This window comes from Xanthomonas sp. CFBP 8152 (genome assembly GCF_014199025.1).
Classification (GTDB): Bacteria; Pseudomonadota; Gammaproteobacteria; order Xanthomonadales; family Xanthomonadaceae; genus Xanthomonas; species Xanthomonas arboricola_B.
Genome location: NZ_JACHNO010000006.1, coordinates 1 through 15,263, shown reverse-complemented (window position 1 = coordinate 15,263; position 15,263 = coordinate 1). Strand labels below are relative to the sequence as shown.

Genomic DNA, 15,263 nt, shown 5'->3' with positions numbered 1-15,263 from the left:
CTCTTGCCACTGCTGGGCGTCATCAATCAACAGCGCGCTGCCGGCTGGCGGCGCGATCATGTCAGAACTGGTAGATCACACGCGCGCCATACGCCGGCTGCGCACTTCCAAACCCATCCGGGCGATGGATCGCCCAGCCGGCGAATGCATCGATGCTGGCACCGAACCAACCGCCGCGCAGACCCACCGCGCCGCCCACCAGGCTGCGGCCGCGCAGGCCGCTGGCACTGGTGCCATCGATGCGGCCGGCATCCAGGCCCAGGTACGGCGTCAGCCCGAGCTGCTGGATCGGAAAGCTCAAGGTGTTGCGCCAGTACGCGCCTTTTTCCGCGCCCAAGGTCGCTTCGCCATCGAAGCCGCGCACGCTGTAGCGGCCCCCGATGGTGACGAACTCAGAGCCAAGCAACAGCTCGCCTGCGGTTTGCGCACGCAGGCTGCTTTCCCAGGCCATCGGCACCGGGCCCAGCTTGAACGGCATGGCGGTGCTCACGTCCAGCGTGGTCACGCCATAACGGAATGTCGGGAACCCGATTTGCGGGTCGTAACCGCTCCACTGGCTGTTGAACCACGGCGTGCCACGCCGATGCGCAATGCGCACGTCCAACTGCATCGCCCCCAGATAGCGGCGATGGGTGAAGTAGAACTCCGCGCTGCTGGTATCGCGACGCTGGATGCCGATCTCCACGCCATCCAGATAACTGCGCGCACGCCGCCGGCCAACCGTGACACCGGCAGAGGTCTTGCTGGTGCCGTTGCGATGCAAGACGCGCTGGATATCCAGCTGCGCGTTGCTGGATTCGCCGCTGGACTGGAAGGTCTGCAAGAATCCGTCCACGCGCTGGTGATAGCGGTACGACGAGGCCGACAACGCAAACGTCCACCAGCCCCACGGCAGGTTGTAACTAAGGCTGTTGCCGCGCGTGCCGCGCTCTTCGTCGCGCGTGGCCAGGTCATGGATGTAGCCGACGCTGAGCAGATCGTTGAGGCCCAACGGGTTGTCCAGCGAAAAATCCAGCCCGCTCTGCACGCGCCCGGTAGCCTCCACGCCAGAGTCGTCGGCATTGGCCACGCCGCGCCAGCGCCGACCATGCTGCAAGGTGATGACCAGATCCGATTCGCCCGGTGCCTCGCCCGGCGCGATGTCGATCCTGGCGTCCTGCGATGGCAGTCGCTTGAACTGCTCCACCGCCTGCTCGATCGCACGCAGGTCCAGCAGGTCGCCGTGCCGTAGCGGCAGCGCGCTCTTCCAGTGTTCGCCGCCGGTGTCGGAGACTACGCGCACCGCGCGTACGCGGCCGGGCATCAGTTCGAAACGCAGTTCGCCGCGCGAAAGATCCTGTTCGGGCACGCCGATGCGGGTGGTGACCAGGCCGCGCGCGACCAGCTGATCCAGGGCGCGACGGCGGATGATGTCGATACCCGCGCGACCGATGCAGCGGCCCTCATAACGACGCAGCGAGGTCCACAACCACGCAAAGCGTGCACCGTCGTTCCCTGCACCGGACAGGCGCACGCGGGCGATCGGGAAACACAGTTCCTCCTTGGGCAGCACGGTACTGCGCGCATCCACGCGCTCGGCATCCTCGCGCGGGCCTGCGAAGGGTGCCTGTCGCTCCTGTTCCTGACGCCGCTGAATCTCCTCGGCCTGGCGCAATTGCTCCTGCCGATCCAGCGTTGTCGGTGCCATCTGTTGTGCAGCCGCCAGCCCGGCGACAGCCCATAGGCAAGCCGCCAGCGCCGTTGGCGCCGAACGCATCCACATCTGTCCTGCCCCCTGTGCGGCGGGCCGCGCCTTGGCGCGCCGTCGCTCACACCGCTGTGCCTGGCCACCAAGACGGCAACGCAATCCTTGGGCACAACGAATGCGGCGCAACTGTGATGGAACGTGAAGAACCGGTCAACGCGCCATGTAGGGGCCACCCTGTAAGAAAAACCCGACCTATTTCAATTATGTGATCAATATCACTTAAAAAGTGGGCAAAAAATCTGGTCCCCGGACTCGCTGCAGTATTCCGTCTCCGTCTCTTCCCGCGAACGTCCGTCAACGTGTCGCTAACAATGGAGCAATGACTTTGGATGCATATCTGACTGCCACTTCCACTTGCCACGCATCTGCCGTCGCTCGTACGTGTTGGGTGGTGTCCGCCTGCCCAGACCTCAGCGGCCAGCAGCCCAGTTGAAAGCCGATCCGCTGGCTTCATAAGATTCCCAGGAATAATTTGTGTGACATCAATCACATTTACAGCGGACTGATCCGATGAAGGTCGCGTTAAATTTGTGATGACGTGAGCTTTACGTAGGCATACGCAGTATCGCCTGTCGTCATACGCCTGGATCGCTAATGCACCGCCTCCTCCCCCAATTGCCGCAATCACGTGCGTCGCGGCTGTCCTGACCGCAGGGGCGCGGTCACTCCTCTGCTCAGCCTCGCATTGATTGCTGCATGTGTGCCCCAGGCGCACGGCGGCGAAGTGCGGCCGAGCAAGGTGACTGACGCCTCCATCGCCCGCACGCCCATGCAGCAGGCTGAGCAATTGCGCGGCCAGCAGCGCTATACAGATGCCTTGACCATTTACGAACGCGTACTGCGTGCGAACCCACGTGATCGCGGCGCCTATGCCATGCGTGCGGTCACGCTGAGCGACCTCGGCAGCGCACAGCTTGCGGCAGAGGCCGTATGGCGGCACCCGGACTGGTTCTCGCAGCAGGAGCGCGAGCGCATCGAGAACGATCGCGTCGCCCGTATGATCGGGTGGGCCAGCGCCGAGCCCATCGATGCGGCGCACCGCTATGCGGAGACCGATCAGGCCCTGGTCAATGTCGCCCGCATCGAACGCGACTCACCGCCGACGCTGACATGGGAAGCCACGCGGCTGCGCGTGGACAGCCTGGTCGCACTCAACCAGCGTCAGCGCCATCGCGGCGTCGTGGCCAGCTATCAGGCGTTGAAGGCGGAAGGTATCGAGGTTCCCGCCTATGTATTGCCGACGGTCGGCGATTCGCTGATGGGCCTGCGTCGCCCGGCCGAGGCCGAAGCCGTGCTTCGGCAAGCCCTGCGGCACACCCCCGACGACTTCAATACGCAGCTGTTGCTGGGCTATGCCTTGCTGGAGCAGGAACGCTTCGATCTGGCGATGCCGCTGTTCGAAAAACTCGCGGCCACGCAGGCGCCGTGGCCGCGTCGCAACGGTGCCAGCAGCGGCTACGAAAACTGGGACCGCTTCAGCGCAGACATCGCCCTGGCTACCGCACGCTCGGCGGCGAACCACAATCGCGACGCAGACGCCCTGTTGCGCGAACGCGTGACCATCGGCCCCGACAATGCGGAGCTGCAGGCGGCTCTGGCCTCGATCGAGTTCCGTCGCGGGCACCCCAGCACAGCACTGCAACGCAACGCGATGGCATTGACGCTGGATCCGCATCAGAAACAGGCACGCAGTGGCGTTGTCGAAGCGCAACGCGACCTGGATCGCCTGGATCTGGCCGATGCGACCTTTGCGCCGCTGCACAAGGAATATCCGGATGACGCCGGCCTGCAACGGCTTGGCGCCTCGCTGGAACGTCAACGCGGCTGGCAGGTGCATCTCAGCCATGCGCGCGGCCGCAGCGACAACGACACCCTGACCAACAGCACCTCGCCGCTTGGCAACGACTTCGGCAGCACGTTGCTGGAAGCCGAATCGCCCCTGCTCGGCCAGCGCTGGCGTGTGGGATTGCGTGCACGCGACGACTGGGCCGATTTCCAGGACACACGTGTGCGGTATCGCAGCTTCTGGCTGGGGACCCACTACCGCTACGACCGCCTGGATGTCAGTGCCTACGGCGGACGTGCGCTCGACGAATTCGATCGCGATGGCACCGCCTGGGCACTGGATGCCGGCTGGCGGTTTTCCGATGCCTGGTACGGCAGCCTGGCCTGGCGCACGCGTGATCCGGAAGCCTCGTTGCAGGCACGCCGCTTCGGCATCACCGGCGACAGCATCGGCGCCGCCCTGCGCTGGACGCCCAATGACGAAAGCCGTTGGGAACTGCAGGCACGCCAGTTGCGCTACAGCGACGGCAATCGGCGCGATCAGCTGGATCTGTCCGGCAGCCAACGCCTGTGGGCCAGCCCGCATGTGCTGCTGGATGGCCTGTTCGCCGCCTCCACCGGGCGCGCCGAAGACGACCGCGCCGTCAATTACTTCAATCCGCGTCGCAATTCCGCGGTGGCCGCCGGCGTGCGCATCGATCAGATCGGCTGGCGTCGCTACGACTACGCCTTCCGGCAACGGGTGGAGGTCAGCGTCGGGCCGACCTATCAGTCCGGCTTCGGCAGCCAGTGGGTGCCCAGCGCGGCCTACCGGCACCTGTGGTCGCTGGGCGACGGCAGCGCGCTGAGCTACGGCGTGAGCTGGTCGCGCCCGGTTTACGACGGCCAGCGCGAACAACAACTTGGATTCGACCTGGATTTCCGATGGGGAGGTACGCCTTGATCCGCCTGCCGCTGTTGCTGGTCGCCTTGCTGCTGATGACGTTTGCGTCGTCGGCGCAGGCCGGCCTGCTGGTGCTCAGCTACCACGATATTCGCGACGACGTCGCCGCCAAGGGCGATCCCGATCGTTATGCGGTGTCCACCAGCAACTTCGCCGCACATCTTGACTGGCTGCGTTCGCACGCCTACCACCCGGTGAGCGTGCAGCAGGTCCTGGATGCACGTGCCGGCAAACGCGCCCTGCCCTCCAGGCCGGTGTTGCTGACCTTCGACGACGGCTTGCGCAGCGTCTACACGCGTGTGTTCCCGTTATTGCAGGCCTACGGCTATCCCGCGTTGGTCGCCCCCGTCACCAGCTGGGTCGAATTGCCCGCCGGCCAGGTGGTGCCCTACGGCCATCGCGATTTCACCCACGATGATTTCGTCACCTGGGCGCAGCTGCGCGAAATGCAAGGCAGCGGCCTGATCGAAATCGGCTCGCACAGCGATGACCTGCACAAGGGTATCGCCGGCAACCCGTTCGGCAATCAGACGCCGGCCGCGGTCACCCGTCGTTGGGAGGCGGGCAAGGGCTATGAAAGCGAGGCGGATTATCGCCAGCGCATCCAGACCGATCTGCGCCATAGCCGCGACGCGATCGTGGCGCATCTGGGCAAACCGCCGCGCGCCATGGTCTGGCCGTATGCCGCCTACAACCGCGCCAGCAACGCCATTGCCGCGCAACTGGGCATGACGCTCAGCTTCGACCTGGAAGGTCGTTCGCATGAAGCCGATATCGGCCAGCAGGGCCGCGACCGTGTGGACGGACAATCGCTGGCCAGCCTGGGTCGCCTGTTGCTGTTCAACAACCCCGATGTGCGCGACCTGGCCGGCGAACTGCGACGCGATCTGTCGCGCGATGGTCTGCGTGCGATCCAGATCGATCTGGATTATGTCTACGATCCGGATCCGGCGCAGCTGGAGCGCAACCTCGACCTCCTGGTCCAACGCGTCAAAGACATCGGCCCCAGCCATGTGTTCCTGCAGGCCTTCGCCGACCCGGATGGCGATGGCGCAGCCGATGCGTTGTATTTCCCCAACCGGCATCTGCCGATGCGCGCGGATCTGTTCGGGCGTGTGGCCTGGCAGCTGCGCACCCGTGCAGGCGTGCGCGTATTTGCCTGGCTACCGGTGCTGGGCTTCCATCTGCCAGATGCACGGCAGCAGGCCGCGCTGCAGATTCGCGGCAAGGACCCGAAAGATGTGCCACGCCTGGATCCGGGCAACCCGCGCACGCATCAGCTGGTCGCCGACATCTATGAAGACCTGGCCGCCAACACCTACTTCGAAGGCCTGTTGTTCCACGACGATGCCTACCTGCGCGACGACGAAGTGCCTGCCTACGGCGATGGCGATCCGACCAGGCGCACGCAGCAGCTGATCGGCTTCACCCAGGAACTGAAAGCAGCCGCCGAACGCTGGCGCCCCAAGCTGGTGACCGTGCGCAACCTGTTTGCGCAGCCTGTGCTGGAGCCGCACAGCGAAGCCTGGTTTGCGCAGCGCCTGGACGCCTTTGCATCGGCGTATGACTACACCGCGCTGATGGCCATGCCGTATATGGAGCAGGCAAACGACCCGCAGCACTGGCTGCAGCAATTGGCGCAGCGTGTCGGTCAGCAACCGCATGGTTTCGAAAACACCATTTTCGAACTGCAGACCGTGGACTGGCGCACCGGCAAACCCTTGCCGGAAGGCGTCCTGCTCGAACACAGCAAGTTGCTCCTGGCTGCGGGCGTGCGCCACCTGGCGTACTACCCCGACGACTTCATCGGCGGCCACCCGTCTCTTCCCGAAGCGCGCGAGGCCATGTCGGCTCGGCAATTCCCATATATCGAGCGGTAACCGATGACGACCAGCCTCCTGTTGGGCGCTCTGTTCAACTTCGCGTTTTTCTATCCCATCATCATGGCGTTCTTCTGGATGATCGGAGGCACGTACTACTACCTGCGACGCGAACGCGGCAGGCCCGGTCCCTCGTCGCCGCCGCCGCTGGCCAGCGAGCCCTTCGTGTCGTTGCTGGTGCCCTGCTACAACGAGGCCAAGCACGTCGGCGAAACCATCGCCGCAATGAGCGCGCAGAACTATCCGGATTTCGAGATCATCGCCATCAACGATGGCAGCAACGACAACACCGCCGAAGCGCTCGACGACCTCACCCATCAGCATCCGCGCCTGCGCGTGGTGCATCTGGAGCAGAACCACGGCAAGGCCAACGCGCTGCGTGTCGGCACGCTGGCGTCGCGCTCGGACTATCTGGTGTGCGTGGACGCCGACGCCATCCTGGACCCGAATGCCACCCGCTGGATGGTCGGCCACTTGATTTCCGGGCCGCAGGTCGGCGGCGTCACCGGCAACCCGCGCGTGCGGAATCGCACCACGCTGATGGGCCGCATGCAGGTGGGCGAATTTTCCGCCATCGTCGGACTGATCAAGCGTGCGCAGCGCGTCTACGGACGCCTTTTCACGGTCTCCGGGGTGATCTGTGCGTTCCGGCGCTCGGCACTGCACGGCGTCGGCTTCTGGTCCGACAACATGGTCACCGAAGACATCGACATCTCCTGGCGGCTGCAGCTCGACGACTGGGATATCCGCTACGAACCCAACGCGCTGTGCTGGATCCTGATGCCGGAAACCTTCCGCGGCCTGTGGATGCAGCGCCTGCGCTGGGCGCGCGGCGGTGTGGAAGTGTTGCTGAGCCATGGCCGCCGCGTGCTGTCATGGCGCAGCCGACGCATGTGGGGCGTGCTGCTGGAATACGCGCTCAGCCTGGCCTGGGCCTACACGATGCTCTTCATCATCGTGCTGTGGCTGCTCGGCAAGGTCATCGCGCTGCCGCCTGCGCTGTACGTCGATACCATCCTGCCGCGCTGGCATGGGTTGGTGCTGGCGGTGGTGTGCCTGATGCAGTTCGCCACCAGCCTGGTGATCGAACGCCGCTACGAAAGAGGCCTGGCGCGCCAGTTCTTCTGGGTGATCTGGTATCCGGTCGCCTTCTGGATGATCGGCATGCTCACCGCCGTCATCGCCTTCCCACGTGCCCTGCTCGCGCGTCGCAGCAAACGCGCCCGCTGGAAAAGCCCCGACCGAGGAATCCAATGACACCGCCCATCATCAACCTGCCGCAACGCCTCGGCCGCTCGCGCCGGCTCGCCTACGGCGCCGCCACGGCCGGCGCCTGGATGGTTTACTTCTATCTGTGGGCACCACTGGCAACGCTCATCGCCTGGTTCTTCGGCCTGCGCAGCGCCTACATGGAGCTGTACCTCAAGCACAACGCGCTGGACCCGTTCGCGCTGGGCGCCCTGCCGGTGATTGCACTGATGAGCGCCATCACCACCGTCGGCTGGGCCGAGTACAACCGCATCCGCTTCGCCAAGGCCGACCAGCGCAAACGCCGCCGCACCGTGCTCGAACCGGAAGTCGATCAACGCCTGGGTGTCCCCGAGCAGCTTGGTAGCCTGCTGCGTCATAGCCGTATTTCATCGGTGGCGATGGACAAGTTTGCACGGCCGGTGGGGGTGCGGGTGGTTAGGCATAGGTAGGCTGGATGACGGTAGCGCAGCGTTTGCTTCAAAGCCTTTTATGTCTACTGCAGACAGCAAACCGCTCTACTTCTCTACAACCACTAGAAATTTGGTGAATTCGTCGCTTTACCCAGCCCCGCTGGCAGTCAATCCTATACCAATATTTTTGCATCGCCAGTTATCTGAAAAATGCTCTAATAACTTGTTACCTCAGAAATAGATAAATGGCCATAGCCGCACCATCTTTTTACGATGATCGCTTCGATAAAAAACCAGCATGAGCTCCAATTGAAAAAACCAATGTCACAGCTATAAATATCTCAATCTCGCACAGACACCGCAATTAGCCAAGCCAATTCTCACCCCGTTACTTAAAAATTCGATTTCACTTAAAACCATATCAAACTGCAAAAGCTAGAAGGCTAGGATGACTCATACAATCATGAGTAAAATTTAATCACCACATCATCCTAAATAACATGTTCAGCCAACCCAACAACCCCCTCCCTAATCAGCCCTCTCCAAATAATCAAGAGATTGACTTGCCTCATCAATTAATTTTTTAGCAGATTCGTTAGGGCGAATTGCATATGAATGCCTTGCTGCTCTAAGCGATTCCAATAAAATTGCACGCCTTTCTTTACTATCATTACTCCTCCTAGCCTCCGCAGATAGCCTTGCTGAATAATAATATAACTCATCCGCATCCCCAAGCAACCTTGCCTTAGCCCTCCACTTTTCACTGGCCTCTTCATTTCCCGAAGTAGCATCATAATGCGCTATAAGAAATTTTACTGCTGCCAGATCACCAGAATCAGCTTGCCTAGTCAGACGTTCTAATTTTGAATCTGAAACAATAAAAGCATCACTTGGACTTTTAGTACCGCAAGCGGCTAACAAGATCACCAGAAATAAGTAAATGTTGTTTTTCATTATTTCCCAACTTGAGGCATTGGGCGAAATGGTGTGTATTGCCCAGGGTTTGAATAATCGGCTTTTCCTACTCCACCCACCCTTGGCATCGGACCAATAACTCCTTGCTTATTAAACCAAACTTGAGCGTTTGGCGCATAAACGGTCACGCCAAGCCGATTAGCTAATTGTTGAGCAAACCCATTGGGATCTTTACCCGTGTTGCAAGATTTCAACCAAACAACATCCTTACGGTTCCAAGAACTATCCTCGATAATATCAGCAACCTGATCAGCACTGAATGCAAGCCCATACTTATTAAAGAAGGATGGACCGTTCACTGCATTCGGACCTCCATGTGCATAAATTGTCAAGATGCCAGGCCTGTCTTCATCAGCCCTAGCTCCCGAATAAATGACCGGATCTCGAATAGGGGAAATCCAAACCCACTTTTCCAGACCAAGTGGATCTTTAGAAAAGAGGGGATCGCCTTCGATGTAGGAATATGTAGAAAATCCGCTATTTAACCCAATCGGATCGCTCTGAGTATATCGCCCGGCGGCAACATCAAGGTCCCGAAAATAGTTCTGATTTAGCCCACTCATTGCATCGTAGCGCTGCCCTGGAAACCGCATATCCAACACGAAACCTGCACCATCTTGATCAGGATCTTGATTCGGCGCCGTATTCCCAAACGCCTCTCCCTTCAAATTCCAGGCCCACATGGCCACATTACGCGCTGGATCAACCACCACACGCGGGCTGCCCAAGTGATCAGGCTCGATATAGGCCAGCTTGGCATCTGTACCGGTGACTCCCACCGGCATGTCATCCAGCCAGATCGCTTGCTGCAGTGGCTTGCCGGCATTGTCGTAATCACCCATCCAGTGGCCGGACTCATCATAGAGCGTGTAAGCATTTGCAGTACCGAGGAAGCGACGGACCTGCTCGCCCTTGCCGTTGTAACGGTACTCGCGTACCACTACGCCATTGCGCTTGACTTGGCTCATGCGGCCGGTCACGTCGTAAAAAACGAATTCGCGCTCGGTTCATTGACTGCGGTGGTATCGTCGACTGCGTGTAGACACGTGGTTCCGTAACGACTTTCGTTAGGCAATGGCTGCCGGCGTCGTAGGTGTAGGCAGCCGATTGCTGCTCTGCCGGTTACCCGTTTTATCGTAGGTGTAGCCATCCAGCACCGTGCCGGTCGCCGTCCTTGATCTCGGTCAACCAACCAAGCGGGTCGTAGCCCAGCGAGACAAATGTTTCACGCTTAAAACTCCAACGTGGGCAAGGGCTTGGCAACCAATTATCTACAGCTAACCATGAATTCCGACCGCACTCGGGACTCGACTCCATCTATCTTATTTATTTCCTCGAGAAAACCACATCCCGGCCTCAACTCATCGACGGGATATGTGTAAACCCCCTCCTTATCATCCAATTTATTTAAAGCCCACCATACGCGCTTATCGTTATCTCGGAAGCGCACAGCCTTCACCCCCTCAAGTTCAGATATAATGAGCGCGGATTTATCATCCCTGAATCTTGCATCCAATGCCTGAAGCTGGCCATACACCACCTTATCTTTAAGAGAGCAGCCAAACAGGCATTGTAACGCCGTTAAAATAAATGCAAAATTTAGCACTTTAAATATACTATTCATTTCATTTTCCAGGATTCAAAAACTTCAGGCCAGATGGAACAACGCCCCCCTTAGGAATATGATAATAACCCACCTTCAAGTCACTCCCAAGGAAATCCATAAATGCACTCCCAGGGAGAATCGATCCGCTATTCTCAATTCCACCAGCTGCCAGGCCTACACCGACAGTGGTGGCGCAGTTACTAGAAAGAAAATGGTAAGGATTCCTTGAATCAGCCCTTACTGCCTCAATGATCGCCCGCTCTTGATTAGCATCAGTTTTGAGCACAATCACCTCAACAAAACGATCGCGAAGTTGATCATTTAAATACTCATCAAAACTTGATCCAAAATCATGCTTAGTACCGCGACTATAAACACCCTGCCCTCCAATTGCCGTCGCCAAGTGGCCAAACGGGTTATCAGCCGTTCCTCCTGACAATATCAATGCAGTATCGAGACCCAGTAAATCACTCGAAAACAAAGGATTCCCTTTGACGTAAGAATAGGTACTTACCCCACCCAATAATCCTACAGGATCACTCGTCGAGTAACGACCAGTTGCAGCATCGTAGTCACGGAAATAATTTTGATTTAGACCGCGTAGCGAGTCATAGCGTTGACCTGGAAAACGCATATCCAATACAAAACCAGTGCCATCCTGGTCAGCATCTGTACTAGGAGCGGTGTCACCGAAAGCCTCTCCCTTGATGCTCCAATTCCATACCACTAGGTTACGCGCAGGATCAATCACTACGCGGGGAGTTCCCAAGTGGTCTGGCTCAACATAGGCGAGCTTTGAGTCGGCTGCGACCAAACCAACAGGCATGTCATCCAGCCAGATCGCTTGCTGCAGTGGCTTGCCGGCATTGTCGTAATCACCCATCCAGTGGCCGGACTCATCATAGAGCGTGTAAGTATTTGCAGTACCGAGGAAGCGACGGACCTGCTCGCCCTTGCCGTTGTAACGGTACTCGCGTACCACTACGCCATTGCGCTTGGCTTGGCTCATGCGGCCGGTCACGTCGTAAACGAATTCGCGCTCGGTTCCGTTGATCGAAGTGGTATCGCCTACTGCGTTGTAGACACGTGGTGTCGCACCTACTTTGGTCAGGCGATGACTGTTTACCTCGTAGGTGTAAGCGACTTCGCCGGCTGCCGATTTACTGCTCTGCCGGTTACCTGTCTTATCGTAAGTGTAGCTATCCAGCACCGTGCCGGTCACACCGTCCTTGAACTCCGTCAACCGGCCAAGCGGGTCATAGCCCAGCGTGACATCCGCAACAGTGCCGCCGGCCGGGGTCAGTTTGGACAGATTGCCGACCGGGTCGAAACCAAAGCCGACATCCAGACCTCCAGCGCTCGTGTCCTGAATTGCTTTCGGGCGATAGTCCTGATCATAAGCGCGTGTCAGTACGCGGCCATTACCATAGGTCCAGCCTGCGATCGGTCCAAGCGGCAGATAGCTGATGTTCTTCAGCAGGATCTGGCGGGTACCTGCCGCGGGCGTATAGCCCACTTCTGTGACCTGCCCCAGCCTGTTGCGGACATAGTCCACCTTGGCGCCATCGGGATAGACCGCGCTGGTCAGGCGACCGGCTGCGGTGTAGGCATAGCGCAACGCCAAGGCCTTGCCATTGGTGGTCTGCAACTTACGCACAAGCTCACCGAAGCCGTTGTAGCAATATTCTGTCGTCCCGCTGCTGTCCTTGATAGAAGCAAGGCGGCCTATTGCAAAGGTCTCTCCTGCCTGGCAACTGGCGGGCGCGGAATCGTAGCTATAAGTAATGTTGAAAGCGCTAGTCGGATAGCTCAGCTTGGTCAATCGTCCCAACGCGTCGTAGCTTGAACTGATTTTGACCCCGCGGGCAGTCGCTTCGAGTGTACGGTTACCGGCAGCATCGTAGCTGTAGGTCGTTGCGCCGGTATCCGGACTAGTCAGCTTGCTGAGGTCGCCGAGGCTGTTGTAATCGTAACGAGTAGTCAGGCCCTTAGGATCGATGAAAGCGGTCACGCGGTCCAGCGCATCCATTTGTTGCGTTGTCTCCACCGCCAGCCCGCCTACGTCCTGAAGCGTATGTGCGACACGGCGCAGAGGATCGGGATCCAACTGTGTCTTGCGACCCAGTGCATCGGTTATCAACTTTAGATCACCGTTGAGATCATACGAAAAATCAGTCGGATTAGCAGACGCATCTGCCTGTGTCTGCAATTGCCCTAGCTTGTTGTAAATGCGAGTTAGAGTTTTCTTGACATTACCGGACGGATCTTTGACATCTTCCTTCAGCCGATTTCCTGCAACATCCAGCGAATAATGTAAACTATTACCAGCACCGTCAGTTATGTCTGTCAAACGGTGCGCCGCATCATAGTCATACGTCACTACGTCGCCTTCGGGCCCGACAACCTGACTGACGTTGCCTGTCTCGTCATACTTGATCGTCGTTACACGATCCTGGGCAGAAGCACCGCCACTGGCATCGGACCTGGTGATCTTGGACATCAGCCATCCGCGAGGCGAGTAGCCAAAGTCAGTTGTGACCCCGTTTGAATCGAGAATCCGTGCCGGCCTACCATTGCTGTCATACGACGCATAGGTGGTGACCTGCCCTAACGCATCTATGATTTGAAAGAGGTCACCAACCCGGTGACATTGCCCGCCTACCTTGCCACATCCAGATTCATCACTAGAGCTGAAATAACGGTATGCCTTGACATCGCTCACATCTGTACGAGGCCCGTCTACCGAGAGAACCAAGCCGACCTGCGGACAATTGACTGCGTCCACTTTTTCACAGTAGCTTGTGCGCCACTGACGGACGCCAGCAGGTGCATTTGCCGCGCTTCCACACACGTAGGAAATACCTGTCGTCACAGCGGTGTTGATCTCGCAGCTGGCGGTCTGCAAACCGCTAACGTTGTAAGCCCATTTCGATTTCGCCTTGACTGAATTACTAGCGTCAAGAACAGTTCGTTCAAGCGGTTGACGGATAGCCGTGTCCCAGACAGTATTGATAGTTCTCTGTTGCGCAGAGCCTACCGCATCAATCTGCTGCTGAAGCAAACCATTGGTATCGAAGCTGGTCTGTGTTTTGTTACCCTGAAAATCCATCGTAGACGCGATGTAACCATTCGCATCGTATGTAATGGCCTTGTACGGTTGATTGCATTGCGTGCCGCAAGGCAAGCCAGAGCTTGCAAAGCGGATTGCACCAGTCGCAGCATCAACAAACTTCAAGTAACTACGCACACCTAAGGGGCCAATCACAGAAGAATTGACTATTCCATTAGTGGAATATGCGTCATAATCAATCTTCGTAGTGTCCACTCCACCAGCAAATGATGCAGAGGTTGCTTTTCTCGATGATTGATATGTTATCGTTTCATACCTAACACCTTTTTCATCAATTACGCCAGTCAGCACGCCAGGAAGCTTATTCCCTGCCGTAAAACTGCTCTCATTGTAAAGATAACCGATCGATTTTCCATCGGGGTATTTCACCGAAGCAAGGTATCCATTTGCGTCATATGAGTAAAATATCCTGCCTTTATCAGGTAGCGTTACTCCAGCCAATCTTGACGCACTATCGTAATCAAAGAGCACTTGCCGGCCGCTTCTATCGGCCACACTCAAAAGAATTCCGCCACCCATACCTGTAGCATCAGGTAGACTATAGGTCAGCAAATACACCCTCTGACCTGCCTTATCGTAGACCTCCTGCAAGAGACCCTTTGCATCATAAATCTCTGTCTGCTGCGTCGCTGAAATCGCCAATGCGAAGCCTGCTCCGTCGGGCCGTTCGACAAGCGTCTCTGAGTAATCAGCACTAGCCTTCCATACTCCGTTAGTCAGCTGGAACGTCACCGAGCTTCCATCTGGACGATATGCATTGATCGCCTGCGTGTCAGTTACCGCGCTGGTGGAGCGCTGAATCTCCAGACTCCGATCAAAGAAATGGCGCCACTGCTGCCCCATTGAGGTCGAGGAAACCGACAACGAGCTGTTGTAAAATCGACGAAACACAAGACCACTCGGATTATCGTAGTCTGTATCTTGACGATAAAAATTCCCTGTCGCGGTATTGATTGGATCGCCTTCAAAAACTGATCCAGGTTTGTTCGCCACGGCAGCACTATCACGGCTACCGCGTGGGCCAGTTCCGTCCCTGCCAGCGCCGAGACCGCCGCTACAGGGCATGCTGCAGCTGCCAAGATTCTTCTTTGGCGAGCCGACGGCATACTTTGTCGCTTCCACGAAATAGCCCAGTCCGGTTGGGTCATTGGGCCACATCACAAACGCGCCCGTTGTGGTTGCGCTATATTTGACAACTGGCCAAGATGAACAACCCTGAGGTTTCGACATGCAACCTTTGGTCATTTGCCCAACCAGCCACTCGGCGCCCGCGCTAGCTGAACCAAATGAACGACTTCCATAGATCGAATTAACGTAATACGGCGCGCCGTAGTAAGACGCAGCTATCACATCAAATGACGTTACCGATAACAAACCTATTAGCATTAGAACAAACAGGCGGAAAGCCTTAATACCTTCCGATGGCATGATATTCACATCACTGTAATGACCCACTGAATTCCTGCTCAGGTGTTACTTTCCCCGAAGGAGACACCGATGAGCGAAGTGATGGAAGAAGAGATCAAGCGCTGGACG

At 58.0% G+C, this 15,263-nt stretch carries 7 protein-coding genes and 1 pseudogene; 4 read left to right on the top strand and 4 right to left on the bottom strand.

Annotation, left to right across the window (positions count from 1 at the left end; translation table 11 throughout):
- Positions 1-61: 61 nt before the first annotated feature.
- Positions 62-1,762 (bottom strand): ShlB/FhaC/HecB family hemolysin secretion/activation protein, encoded by a 1,701-nt coding sequence (locus FHT09_RS17990; protein WP_104606432.1) that lies wholly within the window; start codon positions 1,760-1,762, stop codon positions 62-64.
- 754 nt (positions 1,763-2,516) lie between these two features.
- On the opposite strand from FHT09_RS17990, the gene FHT09_RS17985 reads away from it, so the two are divergent.
- The 4 genes from FHT09_RS17985 to pgaD are packed head-to-tail and all read left to right on the top strand — an operon-like array spanning position 2,517 to position 8,055.
- Positions 2,517-4,475 carry a tetratricopeptide repeat protein gene (locus tag FHT09_RS17985; protein ID WP_104606441.1) on the top strand — a complete coding sequence of 653 codons (1,959 nt, stop codon included), beginning with the start codon at positions 2,517-2,519 and terminating at the stop codon, positions 4,473-4,475.
- A complete protein-coding gene (gene pgaB, locus FHT09_RS17980) occupies positions 4,457-6,355 on the top strand; it encodes a poly-beta-1,6-N-acetyl-D-glucosamine N-deacetylase PgaB (protein WP_104606433.1) in 1,899 nt (632 codons plus the stop codon). Before FHT09_RS17985 ends, pgaB begins: the two co-directional genes overlap by 19 nt.
- A gap of 3 nt (positions 6,356-6,358) precedes the next feature.
- A complete protein-coding gene (gene pgaC / locus FHT09_RS17975; protein WP_104606434.1) occupies positions 6,359-7,612 on the top strand; it encodes a poly-beta-1,6-N-acetyl-D-glucosamine synthase in 1,254 nt (417 codons plus the stop codon).
- Positions 7,609-8,055, top strand: coding sequence for a poly-beta-1,6-N-acetyl-D-glucosamine biosynthesis protein PgaD (pgaD, locus tag FHT09_RS17970; protein ID WP_104537549.1), 447 nt, complete (start codon positions 7,609-7,611; stop codon positions 8,053-8,055). Before pgaC ends, pgaD begins: the two co-directional genes overlap by 4 nt.
- A 489-nt stretch (positions 8,056-8,544) precedes the next feature.
- On the opposite strand, the gene FHT09_RS17965 is transcribed toward pgaD, so the two are convergent.
- From FHT09_RS17965 to FHT09_RS17955, 3 genes and pseudogenes are all read right to left on the bottom strand, one after another.
- The gene (locus FHT09_RS17965) at positions 8,545-8,970 is read right to left on the bottom strand and encodes a hypothetical protein (protein WP_146096525.1); all 426 of its coding nucleotides are present in this window, start codon (positions 8,968-8,970) and stop codon (positions 8,545-8,547) included.
- Positions 8,970-10,209, bottom strand: a pseudogene (locus FHT09_RS17960) (RHS repeat-associated core domain-containing protein); the annotation flags it as partial. The gene FHT09_RS17965 and the pseudogene FHT09_RS17960, both read right to left, overlap by 1 nt.
- 407 nt (positions 10,210-10,616) lie before the next feature.
- The gene (locus FHT09_RS17955) at positions 10,617-15,182 is read right to left on the bottom strand and encodes a DUF6531 domain-containing protein (protein ID WP_221230823.1); all 4,566 of its coding nucleotides are present in this window, start codon (positions 15,180-15,182) and stop codon (positions 10,617-10,619) included.
- Between the last annotated feature and the right edge of the window lie 81 nt (positions 15,183-15,263).